The organism is Helicobacter sp. 13S00477-4 (assembly GCF_002272785.1).
Lineage (GTDB): Bacteria > Campylobacterota > Campylobacteria > Campylobacterales > Helicobacteraceae > Helicobacter_J.
Genome location: NZ_MLAS01000016.1, coordinates 1 through 20,643, shown reverse-complemented (window position 1 = coordinate 20,643; position 20,643 = coordinate 1). Strand labels below are relative to the sequence as shown.

The following is a 20,643-nucleotide window of genomic DNA, read 5'->3' as shown; positions in this document are numbered from 1 at the left end:
TAACTATAATCAATAAAACAGGATTGAATCTCTCCAACCTTTGTATTTTAAATTCCAAAATCATAAAAAGTAAAACTAACCATCACCGCATACATATTAAATTTTGGATTATCATAATTGGCTGCTTGAGCACTCCTTACAATCCCAAAAGGCAAACCTGATCTAGCCTCAAGGCTCAACCCAAAGCCCTGAGCAACATTGACAAAAAGACCTATTGTACCTACTGCAGATTGGATATTATATAAACCAGAATCTTCTGGCAAACCTAAATGTTGTAGCTGATAGCCAATGGAGACTTTTGGTATCAACCATCCATCAAACAATCTAAGTGCAAAAACCCCACCAGCTGAAAGATAATAAGTATCTCCAGCACCAGCATCCAAATACCCTCCAAGCATTAGCAGTTTACTAGGACCCCCTACCCAACCCCTCTCAAGACCAAAATATGCATTATGTGAAGAAAGACGATAAGAATTTTGTCCATTTTTTAAGGGTATGGATTTAGAATATAAGTCTTGATAAACATAGCCAATCCTAAAAGCACCATAAGAATGAGTACTAGCAGGTATTGGAGCAAAACTAAACTCACCGTGATTGAGTTGTTTTTCTTCAATATCTGGAACTTTTTTATCACTTACTTCATCGATTGCATTTAAATAAATGCTACTGAAAATAAAAATCCATAACGCAATCTTCTTCATCATCTTCCCTTGTTAAATAAAAACTATATTTTATAATTTTCTGCCAAATTCTCCAATACCTCGCAAAATTTTTCAAATGCTACCATATCCAAACGTTCATTGACCGAATGGGGTGATAAGATTGTTGGTCCTATTGAAAGCATTCTGACATCATTCTTACCCATTGCTTCAAATCTTTCCTGCAAAATCCCACATTCTAATCCAGCATGAATCTGACCTATCTTAATAGGTTCTTTTTGGAAGGCTTTTTTAATAGCGTTTAAAAATTCATCTTCTTCTTCAATATTTCTACACCAAGGAAGATAAAAATCCTCTATTTGAATCTTTACATTTGAATCAATTTTTAAGGCTAAATTTTTGACTTCATAAAGATTTTTCTCCAAAAGCTCTTTTGTATTCGCACGTCCCATTAAAGAAATATCAATTTTATTTGTATTTTGTTTGACTAAAGAAACATTTAATGAATCCAATACATTATTTTCTTCTATTACCCTAACACCATTTTTAACCCCAAATATAAAATCCTCTAAAATATTTTTTTGATAAACAATCCCTATGTGTTCCAAAATTTCTACAGAAAAATTCTCATGGCTTTGTAAAACTTCATTTGTTTTTATAATCACTTGAGCAAAAACTGGAAGAGAATTACTTTTTTCACCTCCCATAAAAGAACATATAGCACATTCTATCCCACTAATGAATTCTACAAGACTCACAATCGCATTCTTGATACTTTTATGGATATCAACACCACTATGTCCACCTTTAAAACCCTTTGAAGTTATCTTATAACAATACTTATAGTAGGTATTGTCTTGTGGCAGTTCAAAAGATACATTCATATCATAACCACCCGCACATCCTAAAACAATCTCCCCAAAAACTTCACTATCAAGATTGATTAAATAATTTGAAGTAATTTTTAGTTCTAATCCTTTTGCACCCAAAAGTCCAACCTCTTCATTATTAGTGAATAAAAATTCTAAATCTTGATATTTTTGCATTAAATATAATTGTGAAGCGACCCCTATACCATTATCTGCACCTAAAGAAGAATTTTGAGCCTTCAAAAAACCATTTTCAATACACAACTTCAAGGGAAAATCAGCCTCTCCAACACCTACCATATCATAATGGGATTGAAAACAAAGTCTAGGAAGTTTAGAACCAAAAGCATAAATATTTTTTGCATTATCAGTTTTGATTTTATAAGCATATTGTTTGGCAAATCTACAAATATATTCAAACATTTCATCAGTATGAAAACTTTTATGAGGGATTTGTGCGATTTCTTCAAAAATTTCTAATACACTCTTATACATCACAATTCCAGTTTAATTTTTCTCTTGGATAATTCTACTATTTTGCCATGAAATCTAGCATAAATTTGTGATAGAGATAACCTATTAGCATAACTTGCATACACTTCATCTAAATTATCCCTAATACCATTTTCAAACCAAGCTTGCAATTCATCATAATCTTCTATCTCTATGCCTTGTGCAAGCAAAAGTTTATAAGTGTATTTGTCTACAACCATTACTTCTCTACCACAGACATAATTCAAAATAGAATCTGCACTTTCTTTCCCTATACCCTTTTGCTTTAAAAGCCATTCTCTATCAACACTAGATACAAATACCTCAAAACTACCAAAATCGCTTAAAATAGAAGTGCAAAGATTTATCAAACGAATACTCTTTTGATTGAAAAATCCACTTGAAACGATATAAGAAGCCAAAATATCCCTCTCAATACTGGCAATATTCTTTAAATTTTCTCCATTATCATCACCTAAGATATGGTTTTTCTTTAAAGAATATAAAGATTTTTCTACATTTTCCCATTTGGTATTTTGCGTGAGTATTACCCCTAATATAGTTTCAAAACTATGGGCATTAGGCCACCACCATTGTGAAGAATTTTTAAGTAAATCAAGTTTTTTTAAAGCCATCAATATATCAAAACTATCAAACATTTCTCAAATGCCTTTCTAAAATTTTTAACACTCCTGTCCAATCACCATTTTGTTCTTGTGCAATCCCTAAGACAGAATCATACCAATCTGATTTTATAGGATAAATTTGCCCAAGTTTTCCCCATCTCCAATCATACCTTTTATGTAAAAGCACAATGGTAGGTATATTATACATTCCTGCTAAATGAACAATAGCTGAATCTATACTGATTAACAAATCAAGCTTTTTTAATTCTATAAATGTATCTTTAAAATCTTTGATTTTATAAGATAAATCTTTCACTCCAAATTTTCTACAAATTTCTCTACTGATCCCTTCAGGCTGTAAAGAATAGATTTCAAAACCTTTGAGTGAATGCAAAAGTAATTCTACAGGAATGCTCTTTTCTTCAAAATATATAAAATCTGGATGTGATGAAAAAAATATACCAATTTTTTTGATTTGAAAATTTTTGGATTCTGGAGCTGATAAGCTGACTTCACTTGTGTTCAAAATTGCTGGCAAAGATAGCAAAGAAAAAGCATTTTCATAAGGAGTAATCTCATCAATTGAATACCTCAAATTCACTTTATATTTATCAGAAAAAATCCTAAAAAGAGGTTTTTGAATATAAATTTGAAGATTTTTTACTTTTAATTTATCAAGGAATCTAGAAAACATCAAACTATCCCCAAAACCTTGTTCATAATACACCAAAACATCTTTCCGTTCATAGTCAATATCTTGAATAACCCTCAAACCTTCAATAGGTAAAATATTCTTGAGCAAAAGCCTCTTTTGATAATAGGTAAAACCCTCTTTATAGCGACCTAGGCTGAGCAATAAATAAGCATAATTCAAATAAAAAATAGGATCGTTGCAAAGTGATAAGGCTTTTAAATACATCTCTTCAGATTCTTCAAAATACAAAGCATACCTAAGAGTATTGGCATAATTAAAGTAAAAATAAGGATCTTTAAGTTCTTGGATTGAAATTGTTTCATAAATTTTCAAAGCCTTTTGCTCTTCAAAATGTTTGCTGTATATAGAAGCAAGTTGCATCCCAGCATTTTCATAACCAAGATCAAAAGCCTTTTGAAACAAATTTATAGCATTTGTAAAATCTTTGATTCGAATATATTGATTGCCTAAATTATACATTGCCTCAACATCATTTGGAGATATTTCTAATACCAAAGAATAATGCTGAATCGATTTCAAAAAATCTCCAATATCACTATAAGCACGAGCTAAATTGAAATGGAAATCAATATTGTCTTTTAACTTTAATCCACAGAGGATTTCAATAGCTTTTTGAGGATTATTCAATCGACGATACATTTCTGCCAATACAATTTTAGATGGCACATCTTCACATAGATTTAAAGAATATTCTAAATATTCAATCGCTTTTTTGCATTCTCCTAATGAAAATAAAGCAAAAGCACATAATTTCCAAACTTGGGTATCTAAAGGACTGATAGATAAAATTTGAACACAATAAGAAATACATTCTTTATAATTAGATTTATCATAAGCATTTTTAGCAGAAGAAAAAAGTTTGAGCATAAATAAACCCCAAAGAGGGGAGGATAAATTTAGCTCAATAATCTTAAAATATTTTGTTGAACTGCATTTGCTTGGCTCATTGCATAGCTTCCTGATTGAGCAAGAATATTATATTTATTAAAGTCAGCAGATTCTTGTGCAAAATCAACTTCACGGATTTGAGATTCAGCAGCTTTTACATTCACTTGAGTGATAGTGATATTATTAACTGTACTAACCATTTGTCCCTGAACAGAACCGAGATCCGCACGAATTTTATCAAGCATTTTTTGAGCTGATTCAGCAATATCCATTACTACCATTGCACCTTTTAATGTAGTCACACCTGATCCCAAACTTGCATTACCACTAGCAACAACAGCATTATAATTTGCACCTGAAGCAGATTTTACAGAAGAGTTAAACGTACCTGTTACATCCCTAAGGTTTACTGTAGTTTGTGCAACCTGAGTAGCACCAAAACCAATACCTGAAAAACCTCCAGTTGTAGAATCTGAAGAAGATAAAACAACAATATCTCTAGCATCCAAGCGACTCAAAGACAAACGACCAAAGTTTGTAGACCCTTCTGCTGTAGTTGTATCTTGACCACCATTTACGGTTGAAAGTGCAGCAACAGGCGTTTTTCCATCCGCACCTGCTACTGGAGCAGTAGTTTTAAGACTGATACCACGACCATCAACACTTCTAAGATTCAAACGACCATTAACATCTGTATAAGCTTCTACTCCTGTTTCTGAAGTAACAGCATTAAAAGCAGCTACTAATCGTCCATCGCTATCATTTGCTTTGATTTCAACAATATCACCTAAAGAAATACCATTTAAAACAACACCTGCAAGATTACCCGAAACAACTGCCACATCTGAAGTTGTAATAACATTTGCTTGTGCTCTAACACCTGTTATATCAGTGTTTTTATTAATAACCTCTGCTAAAACACCAAGACCTGTCCCTGCAGAAGTAGAAATCTTTACTGACTCTAACTTGACATTATTCACACCATCAACTTGTTTGAAAACGATACCCATATCACCAGAAGCAGTTATCATAGCACCTGTTGCGATCCTAACTTGACCAATCTTATCAGATGTAGTTGATCCAATAGAAGCTTTTATACTTTGATTTGAGTAAGCTCCAACTTGAAATTCTTTGTTTGTAAATTGACCAGAGAGTAAAGCTTGACCATTATAAGAAGTAGTATTACCAATATTATCAAGCCCTTGTATTAAACGAATAATATCTGATTGGATAGCTTTCCTTGATGATGTAGTTTGACCATCTTGAGCAGCTTGAGTTGCCTTTACTTTGATAGTATCAAGGATTTTAAGTTGCTCATCCATTGCCTTATCAGCAATCTGGATAATCCCCATACCATCATTTGTATTTTGAATCGCTTGACCCAAAGCACTTGCCTGAGATCTTAAACTATCAGCAATGATCATACCTGAAGCATCATCAGCAGCTTTATTGATTCGTAAACCTGAACTTAATTTCTCAAGAGAGTCTCTAAGTTTTGTTTGTGTAAAGACAGATTGTGCATGTGCATTCATTGCATTAATATTTGTATTAACCTGAAAAGCCATTTTCTAACTCCTTGTTATTTTTATCCAAAGCTTCCTTGCTTGGTTGTAGGGTATATCGACCATTTTGAAATCAATTTAATACTTTATTGACACAAATTTGGAAAAAATACCTCACAATTCTACATAGATTTTAAAAATCCACATCTAGAATAAAAGGATTCTACATAAAAACATACGATGCAATCATTATTGGTTCAGGACTTGGAGGGCTTACTTGTGGAGCAACACTTGCTAAAGCAGGGAAAAAAATACTCATCCTTGAACAACATAGTCTTATTGGTGGATGTGCAACCTGCTTCAAACGCAAAGGGATGAAAATAGATGCTGGATTACATGAACTTGACTGGGGAAATCCAAAAACTGATATGAAACACCTTATATTTAAAAAATTGGGTTTAGATAAAAAAATACAACTCATAAAACTTCCAAATACTTGGACTATCAGGACGCAAACCAAAAATCTTTCTATACCACATGGAATAGAAAATGTAAAATCCACACTAAAAAATTTATTCCCAAAAGAGCATAAAGGAATTGATCTATACTTTAAAAAAATAAAATTTCAGGCTTTTTTAGTGCGTAAATTTCCTTGGGATATGAGCTTTATTGATTTCTTTTTTGCTCCTATTACAACTTTGATATTTTTCCTCAAAAATATGATTTTCAATCATTCTGTTGGTAAAATAATGGATTCTTGTATAAAAGACAATCAACTAAAACAAATCCTTAATATCAATATCTCTTATTACCATCACGATCCCTATAAATTTATCTGGAGTTTTCATGCTATACCACAAAAACATTACTATGATCAAGGTGTCTATATTAAAGGTGGCTCACAAAGCCTTTCTGATGCATTAAGTGAGATCATCAAAGAAAATGGAGGAGAAGTGAAAGCAAACTGCGAGGTTACTTCTATCCTTACAAAAAACCAAATAGCTATAGGCGTAAAATACTTGGACAAAAAAACCCAAGAAAACCTATCAATAAAAGCCTCAAAAATAATCGCCAATTGCGATCCTGCAATTGTTTATGATTCTCTTTTAGACAAAAATATTGATACGATATCAGATACAAAAAATACAAAAAAATTTCCCATCACAACCTCTTTAGTCTGTGCTTATATGGTATTTGACAAGAACATTTCTGAATTATATCCTGAAATGAGCTATAACACCTTTGTCACTGATGATAAAATCTTGAATTCATCATTCAAAGATATAAAAATCGCTGATATTCCTATCCAAAATCGCTCTATTGCTTTTATTAATTATTCCAAAATAGATAGTGGATTGAGCCAAAGAGATGATAGATATTTAGCAGTAGCAGCACTTTATAGTAATTTTGAAGAATGGGAAGGATTAGATCAAACCCAATACAAAGATAAAAAAACAAAGCTTTTAGGACAAATCCAAAATCGTTTAGAAAAAGTCTTTATGGGCATCAATACCCATTGCATCCATGCTGAACTTTCCACACCAAAAACGATACAAAATTATATAAAGACAAGAAAAGGGACACCCTATGGTTATGATCAAAATCAAGAAGGTTTTATTGGAAGGGAAAAATTTTACTCAAAAAATATCAAAAATTTATTTTTTGCGAGTAGCTTTGGCTTTCCCGGTGGTGGCTTTACAGGAGCTATTCTAGGAGGTTACCGCACTGCAAATAAAATCCTTGATCCTTATATGTATCCCAAAAAAATTGCATTAGCAGCGATTATAGGAGTAATAGCAGCAGAAATAATCAAGTATATTTTAAAATCATTCCCACCTTCTTAAAAAGAGAGCAATGAATTTTATTCAGCAAAAGCACCGTAATGCATTAATTTATCATAACGTTTCTGGATAAAATTATCTTCTTTCCTGATAGCCTCTAAATTAGTCAAAAAATATTCTTTGATCAAATTTGCCGCACAAATTTTATCGCGATGAGCACCTTTATTTGGTTCAAGAATAATATCATCAATCAAATGTGCTTTTTTAAGTTCATCAGGTGTTATTTTCATTGCTTTGGTTGCAGATTCTATTTTGCTTGGATCATTCCATAAAATAGCTGCACAACCTTCTGGTGAAATCACACTAAAAATTGAATACTGCATCATAGCAAGTCGATCGGCTACTGCTATAGCCAAAGCTCCACCACTCCCACCTTCTCCAATCACAATAGATATAGTAGGGACATTCAAAGCAGCAAAATCTTGGAGATTCTTAGCAATGGCTTCACTTTGTCCTCTTTCTTCTGCACCTAAACCCGGATAAGCACCTGCAGTATCTACTAACATTAGAATTGGAATATTAAATTTTTCTGCAAATTTAGCTGCTTTACGAGCTTTACGATAACCTTCTGGATTTGGCATACCAAAATTACGCATCAATTTATTTTTAGTACCCCTACCTTTTTCTTCACCAATGATTAATGTTACTTGATCTTCAATCCTACCCAAAAAACAAACAATAGCTTTATCATCACTAAAATGCCTATCTCCACATATCTCATAAGCATCTTTCAATATCAATTCAATATAATCAAGTGCATAAGGTCTATCAGGATGACGTGCTAATTGTAATTTCTGATAATCATTCATATTTGAATAAACGGATCGAATTTCTTTTTCAAGCTCAATTTCTAAAATATCTCTTGCAGCTCCATCACCACGAATAGCTGCCATTTCAATCTCATCTTGAATATTTTTGATACGTTGTTCAAAATCCAAATAAGTAGCCATTATAATTTTCTAATTTATTATATTTTTTTAAAGATGATGACACCGTTTGTGCCACCAAAGCCAAAAGAATTACTCATTACAGCTTTAACATCAGCTTGTCTAGCTATATTAGGGATATAATCAAGATTGCAATCTGGATCAGATGTCTCTTGATTGATAGTAGGAGGTAAAATACCTTCATTCATCGCCATTATAGAAATAACAGCTTCAATAGCACCTGCAGCACCTAAACAATGTCCAATTTGACCCTTTGTAGAGCTTACAGGAGGAACTTTTTCTTTTCCACCAAAAATATTCCTTAAAGCAATAGTCTCAAATAAATCATTATAACCTGTGCTTGTACCATGTGCATTGATATAATCAATCTTAACATTTGCCATATTCAAAGCTGCTTTCATTGCACGATAAGCACCTTCACCTTCAGGAGCAGGGGTTGTCATATGATTAGCATCCCCACTTTCTCCAAAACCAACCAATTCAGCATAAATTTTTGCTCCTCTAGATTTTGCACTTTCATATTCTTCCAACACCAAAGCACCTGCACCCTCACCCATTACAAAACCATCCCTATCCTTGTCAAAAGGACGAGAAGCCCTCAAAGGATCATCATTCCTACTTGATAGAGCCTTCATTGCTGCAAAACCACCAATACCTACAGGACAAATAGTAGATTCAGACCCAATGACAAGCATTTTATCTGCACCATTTAATATGATTGTTTTAGCTGCTTCAATAATTGCATGAGTACCAGCTGCACAAGCAGTAACACTAGAAAGATTAGGTCCTTTTATGCCATATTCAATAGAAGTAAAGCCTCCCAACATATTTACCAAAGCAGAAGGGATAAAAAATGGAGTGATCCTTCTAGGTCCTTTTTCAAAACAAGTAATAGAATTCTTTTCTATATTAATAAGTCCACCAATCCCTGCAGCAGAACTCACGCCAAATCGATCAGCTATGCCTTCATCACAACGTCCATCATTGCCCAAAAGGCCACTATCGCTCATTGCTTCTTTTGTAGCCTTCAAGGCAAGTTGAATAAATCGATCGGCTTTTTTTACCTCTTTGGGATTCATCACTTCATTAGGATCAAAATCAATTATTTCTGCAGCTATTTGCACCGGAAAATCATTTGTATCAAAACAGGTAATTCTTTTAACTCCACATTTAGCATCAACAATAGATTTAAAAGAATCTCCTCTATTAAGCCCCAGAGAATTTATCATCCCTAAACCAGTTACAACGATTCGACGCACATATACTCCTTATAGATTAAAATCAATAAGCCCCTCTAAAACAAAGAGGTCAATTATTTTTTATTATCTTCAATAAATTTTACAACATCTCCAACAGTTACAATTTTTTCAGCTTGTTCATCAGGAATTTCAATTTCAAACTTTTCTTCTAGTGCCATCACAAGCTCAACAACATCAAGTGAATCTGCTCCCAAATCTTTTACAAATTCAGCCTCTGGTTTGACCTGACCCACATCTACATTTAGCTGCTCAGCTACTACAGCTTGTATATCCTCAATTAAAGCCATTTTTTCTCCTTCTATTAAATTTAGAATTTGTAATATTAACTAAAGTTTTGATAAAAACAAATTAAAAATCAAAACTTACATATAAAGTCCCCCATTTACCTTTAAAACTTCTCCTGTGATATAGCTTGAATTATCACTCAATAAAAAAGCTACTGCATTTGCAACTTCTTTAGCTTCTCCTAGACGACCTAATGGAATATTCTTGACATAACTTTCTTTGACTTCATCTTTTAAAACATCTGTCATATCTGTTTGTATAAAACCTGGAGTTATGCAATTAAATCTAACATTCCTAGGTGCACCCTCATAAGCAAAAGATTTACTCATAGCAATCATCCCACCTTTACTAGCAGCATAATTACTCTGACCCGGATTCCCTCGTTCACCAACAATAGAAGCAATATTGACTACACTTCCAAACCTCTGTTTACTCATTATCTTTAGGGCTTCACGACATCCAATAAAAGCAGACTTCAAATTTGCCTCTATGACATTGATAAATTCTTCTGTTTTCATTCGAAGTGCAAGTTTATCATTAGTAATCCCAGCATTATTGACCAAATAAGATAATTTCTCATCAGATTCTTGGATAACCTTAAATGCATCAAGAAAAGCCTCTTCATCCCTAACATCAAATTTAATCAAAGCAGCTTTTCCTCCCTCATCTTCAATCTCTTTTTTGAGTTTATCAGCTATTTCAGGATTGCTACGATAATTTATCCATACTTTCAGACCAAAACCAGCTAAATTCTTAGCAATTTCAGCACCTATACTTCTAGAAGCACCTGTTATAAGAACATTCTTACCACTAAAATTCATTGAATGAAAACTCCTAAGTATGATTTAATAAAAAATAATATTAGCGAAAAAGTATTGAATTTAGGATATAAAGAAGAATATTTGAAGAAGAGTTTACCAAACCCAAAAAGGATTCTGGTAAATTAAAGTCTAGACTCGTAACGTCGTAACATATAAAGACGTTTGAGCATTTTTTTCTTTGCATTGATTTTTTGTTTTTTACGTTTTTCTGTTTTTGATTCAAAAAATCTTCTTGCTCTGCATTCAGTTACAACTAAATTGCGATCAGTTTGTTTTTTAAACTTTCGATATGCTTCATCGAAAGACTCACTTTCCCTGACTTTAATACCGGGCATTATCAATCACCACTTTCTTAATAAATTTAAATTTGGGTTTTTCAATCCAAATTTCAAATTATTATAACTAAAAATCATAAATTAACATAAAATTCAAATAACTTTTGTTAAAATACAGGCTTTTATGTGCCCATAGCTCAGCTGAATAGAGCAACAGGTTGCGGTCCTGTAGGTCGGGGGTTTGAATCCCTCTGGGCATACCACTAAGACAAATTCAAATACTTCAAATCCTAACAAATACTAAAACCTACAGATTGAATTACTTCAAAAAAATACAAAACCAAAAAAGTTTTTAAGCACTTTTTGATATAATTTACTTTCCAAAAACCTAAGATTGGGGATACATTCAATGGATGTCAGAGCAAGGTTCTTAAATTTTTTCCAGTCTAAAAATCATATTATTTATGAAAGTATGCCTTTAGTGCCTAATGATCCCAGTTTACTTTTTACCAATGCAGGAATGGTGCAATTTAAAGATATTTTTACAGGCAAAATCCCTACACCTGTTGATAAAAAAGCTGCATCAGCTCAGTTATGTATTCGAGCAGGAGGCAAACACAATGATCTTGAAAATGTGGGCTACACAGCCAGACACCATACACTTTTTGAAATGTTGGGGAATTTTTCATTTGGAGATTATTTCAAAAAAGAAGCAATATCTTATGCTTGGGAGTTTGTCACCAAAGAGCTAGGATTTAACAAAAACATCCTATATGTAACAGTACACCAAAATGATGATGAGGCTTTTGAAATCTGGAGTCAATATGTTAGCCCTGATAAAATCAAAAAAATGGGCGATAAAGACAATTTTTGGCAAATGGGAGATACTGGACCTTGTGGACCTTGCAGTGAAATATTTGTCGATCAAGGAGAAGAATTTTTCCACACTCAAGAAGACTATTTTGGTGGTGATGGCGATCGATTCTTAGAAATATGGAATCTTGTTTTTATGCAATATGAGAGGAAGGCTGATGGGACTCTGTGTCCATTGCCAAAGCCAAGCATAGACACAGGTATGGGACTAGAGAGAATCCAAGCTCTTTTAGAAGGTAAAAAGAATAATTTTGATTCTTCAATTTTTATGCCTTTGATAGAGGAAGTCTCCAAACTCACTCGAATGCCTTATATTCATCAAAAAGGTGCTAGTTTCCGCGTGATTGCAGATCATTCAAGAGCGGTAGCATTTTTACTGGCACAAGGGGTCAATTTTGACAAAGAAGGTCGAGGCTATGTATTGAGGAGAATACTCAGAAGAGCTGTAAGACATGGGTATTTGCTTGGTATGACTTCTCCTTTTTTATATAAAATCGTCCAAAAAGTATGCCAACAAATGGGTACATATTACCCCTATTTATTCCAAAAAGAATCAAGCATAATGGATCAATGCCAATCAGAAGAAACTAGATTTTTTGAAACCATAGAATCAGGTATGGATATGTTCAAAAAAGAACTCTCCTCACTACCAAAAGATGCTCCATTTAGCGGTGAAATTGCCTTCAAACTCTATGATACTTATGGCTTTCCACTAGATCTCACTCAAGATATGCTAAAAGAAGAAGGACGAAAATTAGACATAAAAACTTTTGAATTCCATATGGAAGAGCAAAAAAAACGAGCTAAAGCCTCTTGGAAAGGTAGTGGGGATGAAATAAAAAATGGAGATTTTCTTGAAATACTAAATGAATTTGGAGAAAATCAATTCAACGGGTATGAGCATTCTTCATTCACAAGTAAAGTCATTGCTTTATTGAACAAAGACTATAAAAAAATCACTCAACTCAAAGAAGAAGGCTATATTGTCTTTGAAACAACTCCATTATACCCAGAGTCTGGAGGACCTATAGGCGATAAAGGAGTCTTATATAAAGATGAAAAGAAAATCGCAGATATCTTAGATACCAAAAAATATTTTGGTATCAATATATCGAAAATCTTGCCTTTAAAAACCATCTCTGTAGGCGATACGCTCCATATTATTGCAGACAATGAACGTATTGAGACCATTAAACATCATAGTGCTACCCACTTGCTTCACTCTGTCTTAAAAAAAGTGTTAGGAGAACATATCGCACAAGCAGGCAGTCTTGTGGAACCTAATCGTTTGCGATTTGACTTTTCACATCCCAAAGCACTCAGCAAAAAAGAGCTTCTTGAGATTGAGTCGATGGTAAATGCCATTATTCTTCAAAATATACCTGCAACTACAGAATACTTACCCATCCAAGAAGCAAGATCAAAAGGAGCTATGGCTCTTTTTGGAGAAAAATATGGAGATATAGTACGTGTTGTGAGCTTTGCAGATGAGTCTTGTGAGCTTTGCGGTGGTATCCATGTTCAAAATACAGGCATCATTGGGAGCTTTTATATCACTAAAGAAAGCGGTGTGAGCAGTGGAGTAAGGAGGATTGAAGCAGTCTGTGGTAAAGCTGGTTATGAATATGGAAAAAATGCTCTATATGTAATCACTCAAGCAAAAGAACTCCTCAAAAACCAAGATATCTTCATAGGTATTTCAAAACTCAAAGAACAAATAAAAGAACTCAAAGACAAATACTCAAAAAATACCTCTGATAATGATTTGAAAGCATTTGAAGAAATAAAAGGAACAAAACTCATCGTGCAAAAATCCCTTTCAAGCAATATCAAACAACTCATTGATATAGCCAAAAACAAATATGAAAAAATTGCTATTTTACTCGTCTATGAAGAAGAAGATAAAGTATCTATTGCCTGTGGCGTAAAAAATGCCACTATCAATGCAAATGAATGGATAAAACAAATAGCAAAAATCCTTGAAGGTGCCGGTGGAGGCAGGGAAGACTTCGCGACAGCAGGGGGGAAAAATACTTCAAAAATCCCTGAAGCAATGCAAACAGCTAAAGATTTTGCAATAAAAAAAATTGAGGAGTTTACTTGATTATCCTCGCTTCTGCCTCGCCTATGAGGGCAAAATTATTACAAAAGTTTGGTGTGGAATTCATCCAAAAACCTTTGGATTTTGATGAAGATTCTATCAAAAGCACTGTCCCAAAAGAATTTGTCTATATTGCGACACTAGGCAAATTCAAAAATGCACTCCAACATTTTGGCAATGATTTACCTGTATTGGTCGCTGATACAGTTGTGAGCACATCAGGAAAACTACAAAGAAAAGCAAAAAATATTTCTGAAGCTAGAGTATTCCTACAATCCCAAAGCAATCAAAATATTGAAATATTCACTTGTATGATGTATAAATCCAAAAGTCTTGATTTTATTGATATTTCATCGACAAAATATACCTTCAGTGCATTCAAATCCAACCATCTTCAAGATTATTTAAATTCAAAAGAATGGGAAGGAAAAGCAGGCTGTGTGATGGTAGAAGGTTTTCATAAACATTACATAAAATCCCAAACTGGTCTTGAAAGTACAGCATTGGGCTTGTCTGTAGAAAAAATTTTACCTTTTTTAGGAATAATGTGAATACAAGTGTTCTGATTGTGATGCTTGTCGTCTCAATCATGATAGGTTTTTTAGGTCTTTTAGCCTTTTTATGGGGACTCAAAACAGGGCAATTTGATGATGAAAAAAAAATGACTCAAGGAGTATTATTTGATGGCATTGATGATCTGAATGAAGCAGCCTTAAGAGAAGAAAAACAAAAAATATTCAAAGGAACAAAGATGAACAAAATTTATGATGTCGCTATCATTGGTGCTGGACCTGGAGGCATAGCTTCAGCAGTAGAAAGTGTCATTATTGGGATTAAAGACACTATTATGTTTGAAAAAGGTGAGGAACATTCTAGCACTATCAGGAAATTTTACAAAGACAACAAACGAGTTGATAAAGATTACAAAGGACAAAAAGTTGAACTTAATGGGAATATTTTTTTTGATGATGGTACGAAAGAAAGCACTTTAGAACTTTTTTCTGAAATCATTCAAAACCACAATATTCAAACCCATTTCAAAACAGAAATAGAATCCATCAAAAAAGCACAAGATATTTTCACCCTCACTACCACAGACAACCAAATCTATCAAGCCCGATATATCGTAGTATCTATAGGTAAAATGGGGCAACCCAATAAACCATCTTATAAAATCCCCATTACCCTGCTAAAAAAAGTCGCTTACAATATCAATGACTGCAAAGAAGGGGAAAAAATCCTTGTCGTAGGTGGGGGAAACTCTGCTGTAGAATATGCCTGTTATCTAGCTACTATTACAGATACAACACTTAACTACCGCAGGAATGAATTCAATAGGATAAACGACTATAATGCACAAAACCTCAAAGAAATCATTGAACAAGAAAAGCTCAAAACAAAATTTGGTATTGATATTGAAGGACTTGAAGATATTGAGGGCAAAATAAAAGTACTTTTTACTGATAAAAGCAGTGATATTTTTGACAGGGTCATTTATGCTATTGGTGGTGTCGCACCAGTTGATTTCCTAAAAAAATGTGGCATTGAACTTGATGCCAACAATATTCCTATCATAAATGAAAAGCTTGAAAGTTCTGTAAAAAATCTATTTGTAGCAGGTGATATACTCTTCAAATCTGGAGGTTCTATCGCCACTGCACTCAACCACGGTCATCAAATCATCAAAGAGATCAAAAATAGAATATAATCTACATCATGTTTCATTGACAAAAATAGTCTAAAATAAAATCTAAATATAACTTAGGAGGAATCAATAATGTTTCATGAATATCGTGATGAAATCTCCCAACTCAAAATCAAAAATGCACATTTTGAAAAGATTTTTGAAGAACACAATCAATTAGATAAAAAAATAATTGAAGCAGAAAAAAACCCTTCTTCAAATCATCTACAAATCGAAGAAATGAAAAAACTCAAATTGAAACTCAAAGATGAAATTTATACAATGATTGTGCAACACTCCAAATCTCAAAAATAAGCATTTTTTTATCCAAAAATACCCTATATACAATGCAATTTTGCATTGTATACTAAACCAAAAAATCCTAAAAACACAAAATATTAAATACAAATCCTTCAAAAATTGATAATACAGTATATTAAATTTAAAGATTTTTAAAATTAAATATGCTTTAATTCTAATACTCAAAATTAACATTTAAAATAAGGAATTCAAAATGAAAAACAAAATACAATCAGTAAAAATCTCATTGGGGGGGGGGGCATTCATTAAAACAAAATTCTCCTTTAAACCCAAATCAAACCCTCTCTTGTAACAAATCCAAAAAAATCTCTCTTTATTTATTAGTCTCTATAACACTTTCTTCACTGGTTGTGCCTTTTTCTGTCACACTGGAAGCAAATACTGTAGGCTCTTGCCCTACTTCTTCTTCAACTCCTTGTATCCAAGCTTCCATTAATGGTAGCACAGCTACATTATCTTTAGAACCTATTGGAGACACTCATGATGAATCAAGGCTTAGAATCAATGGAAATATAGCTTCTGGACAAACACTAAGTCTCACTGCAAATCAATCCATATTACAATACAATGAAACAGATGCTAAATATATCATACGAAATGGTGCTATGATAAAAACGGATTTCAAAGATTCTGTCTTGACCGGGCAAATCAATATTACATATGGTGGATTTGCCAATACCAGCACTCTTAATTTTGATGGTTCTTATAAAGGAGATAGTGATAGCAACCTAAAAGGCTATGCCCTTTCAGGTTCTATAAATTTTGATGTCGGTAAAAATAATTTTAATTTCAAAAATGATGCCAATTATAAAGGAAATATTACACTAAACCAAAATCGAAGTGGGGCTTCCGCTCAAGGGATTTTTAATTTCACTAATTCTTCAATGGAAGGAAATATAACAAATACTGTATCAGCTTACTTTCCTCATAGTTCACAAACCCTAAACTTTTCTGGCAATTCCTCTAAAGGTTTTGCTTTAAAAGGTTTAGATGGTGTTTCTAATGCAAATGTTAGTGCTCAAAAAGATGTTATCAATCTGAATCTAGATAATGGTGCTAAAGCTTATGCTAATCTTACAACAAGTCTTAATGGTTATTCCGATAATTTTGTCCCTACTATCAATTTCAGTGCCAAGAATGGCTCTATTTTAAATGGAATTGTTACCAACAACACATATGGTAAAGTGTTTTTTGGCATAATTAATCTGGCATTTGATAATTCTGAATTCATAGGGAGTTTTAACAATTATAGCAAAGGAATCCTCACTGCTTCTAATAATTCTAAAATAGATACCATCAAAACCATTGGTGGAACTTCAAATATCACTTTGGATAACTCTACCCTTAATTCTTTTGTTATAGACAATGGAGGCAAAGCTATCTTATCTGCTAAAAATTCTACTATTCAAAATTTGAATAACAATTGGGGAAGCCTTCAAGGGACTTTAGATAATACAACCTTGAATGGAGATATTGTTTTTTCTGTTGGTACTTTCTCTGATTTGAGTGGCAATGCTTCTAATGGATTTACCTTCCAAAACAAATCCAAACTCAATGGCGATATCATCAACCAAACCTATCAAAATGCTTCTGTAGCTCCAACGTTTAGCTTTGATAATTCTTCAATGCAAGGAGATGCGATCAATAGGAAATCTTCTAATAATAATGCCAACAACAACCTAACCCTTCATTTCAAAAACAACGCAAGCTTAAAAGGAGATATTAAAGCCAATGCTTATACCACTAATGTTGATTTCACCAACTCAAGCTTTGAAGGAAAAATCACCACTGATAGCAATAATGGAGTCCTCAAAGCAAGCTTTGATAATTCTAAATTGAACATCAATTCTATCACTAACAACAATGTTTCTTCTACACTCTCCTTTATGAATACTACAAATGCTAATATTGGAGATATTCATTTCAAGGGTAATATAAATGGGGATTTTACAACTTCCAATATTGGAGATATTAAAAATGATACTTCAATCCTCACCTTCACCCTAGATGCTTCTTCCACTGGCAATATCACCAATACTAATACTTCCTCTATCCTTACTATCCAAAATACCCTACCTGCTAGCAGTCCATCTGATGTTGCCCCCGCTCCTGTATCTCCTGTGGTAGCAAGTGGAGATGGAGGAGATATTTCACCTACTGAAGATTCAACTACTCCATCACAACCTACTTTCAATCATACTTATGGGGATATTGACTTTGCTGGGAAATTGAGTGCTAGTGTGTCTAAAAGCTCTATCAAATCTTTGAATTTGAGCCATACAGACAATAGCATTACCTTAAAAGATGCTTCAGCACTCGGTAAGCTTTCTATCAATGGAGGTTCGACAATCACTACCTTGAGTGATTCTAGCATTGGAGAGATTCAAATCACTGGAGGGGATTCAAAAGCAAACCTCACTACCTCTATACTATCAGGCAATATCAATAACACTGGAGGGAATATGGATGCAACCCTGAGCAATTCAATCGCTTTAGGACTCATACAAGCCTCAACGACAGATACTTCCATATCAAGTATCAATAACATTGCCTTCAATACAGACAAAAGCAAAATGAGTTTAGTCGATGCTAAAACCTTCATCACTTCTATCCTACCAACTCCACCCACTGAAGATTCAAGTAGCTCAGCCACTCCGGATGCCTCTGCTAGCATCCCACTGAGCGAAGAACAAAAAGCCCAAAAGCTAAACCAAACCTTCCAATCTTATGTCTCTACGCTCTCTAGTGAGCAAAAAGGTGCTTTGATCTTAAATTACCTCAAAGATTCTAAAGTCTCTGCTTTTGCAGGCAACATCACCACTGCTGGAGGGAGTAATAATGTTGATTTCAAAGATTCTTTGTATTTAGGTGGCAATGTGAACACTTCTGAAGGGACAAGCAACATCACCCTTTCTTTTTCAGATGATTTCATCACTTCACTCAAAGGCAATGCTATCACTAAAGGTTTCTTGTATGAAGGCAATGGTCCTGAATTTGATGTCACCACCACTGGAGGGACTGCTAATATTGGTTTGAGTGGGAGCATAAAAGGGGTAGCAGCTATCAATTATGCTGGAGGGAATACCAACATCATCTTTGCTGACACCATTGCCAACCCAATAGCTCCAACAGGAGGGAGTGATGGGAGTAGCACCCCTAGTGCTGCTATCTTCAAAGGCGGGGATAGTTTGATCGCTGGTAATTCACAGAGTAGTGGGGATGGTTCTGTTTCTTCTACTCCCAGTGTGAATAAAATCAATGGCTACACTTATCAAGATGGCATTGTGGTGAAATTAGATGCGGCTAAAGCAGATGCTATCCTTTCTCCTTATCGCCATTTGTTCGCAACCAATTCCACTACTTTCTTCATCGATAAAATAAGTAACCCTAATATATATACCGCCACTATCAATGGTGCGATAATCGGAGAGGTTGATTCTTTAGCCAGTTCTAGCCCTTCTAGCAGGAGTGGAGATAGTGCCAAATCTTATGAAGCCATTTTCAATAAAGATTCTGTCTTCATCGGTAAACTCAACATCACTGATCGTAATGTTTCTGTCAAACTAGCACAAGGCAGTAAGCTTGTGCTTTCTGATGGTTCTAACATTGGCACACTTTCTTCTGATGGAAACTTAAAACTAGATACCAAAAATATCTTAGGGGATTCATTGCTCCAGAACAATACCATTGTAGATTTGACAACAGGAGGAACACCTGCAGCTTCTTCTGAAGGACAAAGGACAGTTTATTCTACTTTGAAAATCTTAGAAGCAAAAGATTTGAATAATATCCTTTTTAGGGTCGGTTATGATCCTTTGACTTCAGCTTCAAAACCCTCAAAAGAAAAAGGCGATCACATCATCATCCAATCAGTTTCTAATACCAACACCCCTACAAGCACTAGCCCAAGCACAACTCCTAGTGCTACCTTAAAGGGGGCAAGCACAGAGGATAGTTCCCCCCTAGCTTCTAGGGATTCAAGTGCTCATAACTACCTCCAAGCTTATCAAAATGTTTCTTCTCCTATATTAGGGGATTTGAGTGATAAAAATATTTTAGTGGCTTCGGTGAAAAAAGATACTACTAACCCAAATAACAATTTTGTTTTCAACACCAGCTCTTCTGTCCAACAAGGTTATGATGTCATCACCACAACCTTCATCATCAAAGAAGAATCTTCTGCTAATGGGGATGGATCTAGCACTCCTGTAAGCTCACCTGCTCCTGAGCTAAGTGGAGCAATTTTAAGTGCTGCTGATTCTGTCCCTGTTGATTCAAGTCGCACTAGCAGTGTTGCTGATAGTTCTCCTGCTTTATGGACTAATTATTATATAGGTTCTGCAAATGCTCAAATCGTTGATAAATCCAAATCCCTCACCCAATCAGCCATCAGTTCTAATTATGCTATCTTCTTATCCAATATCAATGATTTGAACAAAAGGTTAGGAGAACTCAGGACAAATCAAAAAGCACAAGGGGGATGGG

The 20,643-nt window shown here is 34.0% G+C and carries 16 protein-coding genes and 1 tRNA gene; 7 read left to right on the top strand and 10 right to left on the bottom strand.

Annotated elements, in window-relative coordinates; all coding sequences use genetic code 11:
* Window positions 1-47: 47 nt before the first annotated feature.
* The 5 genes from BKH44_RS07670 to BKH44_RS07650 are packed head-to-tail and all read right to left on the bottom strand — an operon-like array spanning window position 48 to window position 5,814.
* Complete coding sequence (locus tag BKH44_RS07670) at window positions 48-701, bottom strand: hypothetical protein (protein WP_095272025.1); 654 nt, start codon at window positions 699-701, stop codon at window positions 48-50.
* Window positions 702-724: 23 nt separating this feature from the next.
* On the bottom strand, window positions 725-2,023 hold the full coding sequence (locus BKH44_RS07665) for a M20/M25/M40 family metallo-hydrolase (protein ID WP_095272022.1): 1,299 nt from the start codon (window positions 2,021-2,023) through the stop codon (window positions 725-727).
* Window positions 2,023-2,679 (bottom strand): 3-methyladenine DNA glycosylase, encoded by a 657-nt coding sequence (locus BKH44_RS07660; protein ID WP_095272019.1) that lies wholly within the window; start codon window positions 2,677-2,679, stop codon window positions 2,023-2,025. The genes BKH44_RS07665 and BKH44_RS07660 overlap by 1 nt, the downstream gene beginning before the upstream one ends.
* Entirely contained in the window at window positions 2,672-4,228 is a 1,557-nt protein-coding gene (locus BKH44_RS07655; RefSeq protein ID WP_095272017.1) for a tetratricopeptide repeat protein, read from the bottom strand. Before BKH44_RS07655 ends, BKH44_RS07660 begins: the two co-directional genes overlap by 8 nt.
* Window positions 4,229-4,257: 29 nt before the next feature.
* Window positions 4,258-5,814: a flagellin A gene (locus BKH44_RS07650; RefSeq protein ID WP_095272014.1), complete on the bottom strand. Its 1,557-nt coding sequence runs from the start codon at window positions 5,812-5,814 to the stop codon at window positions 4,258-4,260.
* A 149-nt stretch (window positions 5,815-5,963) separates the two neighbouring features.
* Between BKH44_RS07650 and BKH44_RS07645 the strand changes: the two genes are divergently transcribed.
* A complete protein-coding gene (locus BKH44_RS07645) occupies window positions 5,964-7,595 on the top strand; it encodes an NAD(P)/FAD-dependent oxidoreductase (protein ID WP_095272011.1) in 1,632 nt (543 codons plus the stop codon).
* 17 nt (window positions 7,596-7,612) lie between these two features.
* On the opposite strand, the gene accA is transcribed toward BKH44_RS07645, so the two are convergent.
* The 5 genes from accA to rpsU form a co-directional block, all read right to left on the bottom strand.
* Window positions 7,613-8,542, bottom strand: coding sequence for an acetyl-CoA carboxylase carboxyl transferase subunit alpha (gene accA, locus BKH44_RS07640; protein ID WP_095272008.1), 930 nt, complete (start codon window positions 8,540-8,542; stop codon window positions 7,613-7,615).
* 17 nt (window positions 8,543-8,559) lie between these two features.
* Window positions 8,560-9,798, bottom strand: a complete 1,239-nt coding sequence (locus BKH44_RS07635) for a beta-ketoacyl-ACP synthase II (RefSeq protein WP_095272005.1) — start codon at window positions 9,796-9,798, stop codon at window positions 8,560-8,562.
* A gap of 53 nt (window positions 9,799-9,851) precedes the next feature.
* On the bottom strand, window positions 9,852-10,085 hold the full coding sequence (gene acpP, locus BKH44_RS07630) for an acyl carrier protein (protein WP_095272003.1): 234 nt from the start codon (window positions 10,083-10,085) through the stop codon (window positions 9,852-9,854).
* A 75-nt stretch (window positions 10,086-10,160) separates the two neighbouring features.
* The gene (fabG, locus tag BKH44_RS07625; RefSeq protein WP_095272000.1) at window positions 10,161-10,904 is read right to left on the bottom strand and encodes a 3-oxoacyl-ACP reductase FabG; all 744 of its coding nucleotides are present in this window, start codon (window positions 10,902-10,904) and stop codon (window positions 10,161-10,163) included.
* Between the two features lie 122 nt (window positions 10,905-11,026).
* On the bottom strand, window positions 11,027-11,239 hold the full coding sequence (gene rpsU / locus BKH44_RS07620) for a 30S ribosomal protein S21 (RefSeq protein ID WP_095225502.1): 213 nt from the start codon (window positions 11,237-11,239) through the stop codon (window positions 11,027-11,029).
* Window positions 11,240-11,365: 126 nt separating this feature from the next.
* On the opposite strand from rpsU, the gene BKH44_RS07615 reads away from it, so the two are divergent.
* The 6 genes from BKH44_RS07615 to BKH44_RS07590 form a co-directional block, all read left to right on the top strand.
* Window positions 11,366-11,442 (top strand) — tRNA-Arg (locus BKH44_RS07615).
* 146 nt (window positions 11,443-11,588) lie between these two features.
* Window positions 11,589-14,156, top strand: a complete 2,568-nt coding sequence (gene alaS / locus BKH44_RS07610) for an alanine--tRNA ligase (RefSeq protein WP_095271997.1) — start codon at window positions 11,589-11,591, stop codon at window positions 14,154-14,156.
* A complete protein-coding gene (gene maf / locus BKH44_RS07605; RefSeq protein ID WP_095271996.1) occupies window positions 14,153-14,704 on the top strand; it encodes a septum formation inhibitor Maf in 552 nt (183 codons plus the stop codon). The genes alaS and maf overlap by 4 nt, the downstream gene beginning before the upstream one ends.
* Window positions 14,701-15,861, top strand: a complete 1,161-nt coding sequence (gene ccoS, locus BKH44_RS07600) for a cbb3-type cytochrome oxidase assembly protein CcoS (RefSeq protein WP_095271993.1) — start codon at window positions 14,701-14,703, stop codon at window positions 15,859-15,861. The genes maf and ccoS overlap by 4 nt, the downstream gene beginning before the upstream one ends.
* A 69-nt stretch (window positions 15,862-15,930) precedes the next feature.
* Window positions 15,931-16,152, top strand: coding sequence for a DUF465 domain-containing protein (locus BKH44_RS07595; protein WP_095271990.1), 222 nt, complete (start codon window positions 15,931-15,933; stop codon window positions 16,150-16,152).
* Between the two features lie 356 nt (window positions 16,153-16,508).
* Window positions 16,509-20,643: hypothetical protein (locus tag BKH44_RS07590; RefSeq protein ID WP_143428326.1), on the top strand; the 4,135-nt coding region annotated here is incomplete at its 3' end.